Here is a 339-nt window from a genome sequence, read left to right as displayed (position 1 = left end):
GCCTAAACCAATGGCTGTGCTGTTATTAGTCACTTCTGTATTAGTGGCATGCAACTGACTGCCATTCACCGCATCCGTGCTGCTTGCATTCACCGCTCCACCAGCGACGTGTTTGATCTGACGCTCAGCGCCGGCTGAACCAACTGAGACCTGATCACCAACTCGCATCGCAGGACCTGCAATGGTATGTGTGACCCCGCCAACGGTCATGGTCGACTCAGTGGTTGCATTTGTGGCAGTCGTTGACCCTGCACCTAAAGCAACCGAACCATCTAAGCTTGCTGACGATCCCATGCCAAAGGCTGAGGACGCAACACCCGCTGAGGAAGACTGTACGCC

1 protein-coding gene is annotated in these 339 nt (G+C 54.9%); it reads right to left on the bottom strand.

The features are described 5' to 3' along the window. Nucleotides 1-210, bottom strand: a 210-nt coding sequence (locus AAEZ03_RS26430) for a hypothetical protein (protein WP_350582726.1), incomplete at its 3' end; no start/stop codon positions are given. Nucleotides 211-339 lie beyond the last annotated feature (129 nt).

Source organism: Pseudomonas sp. HY2-MNA-CIBAN-0224 (genome assembly GCF_040310285.1).
In the GTDB taxonomy this organism is placed as follows: domain Bacteria; phylum Pseudomonadota; class Gammaproteobacteria; order Pseudomonadales; family Pseudomonadaceae; genus Aquipseudomonas; species Aquipseudomonas helleri.
The sequence above is the reverse complement of the archived record's forward strand: the minus strand, read 5'-3'. Positions and strand labels throughout refer to the sequence as shown.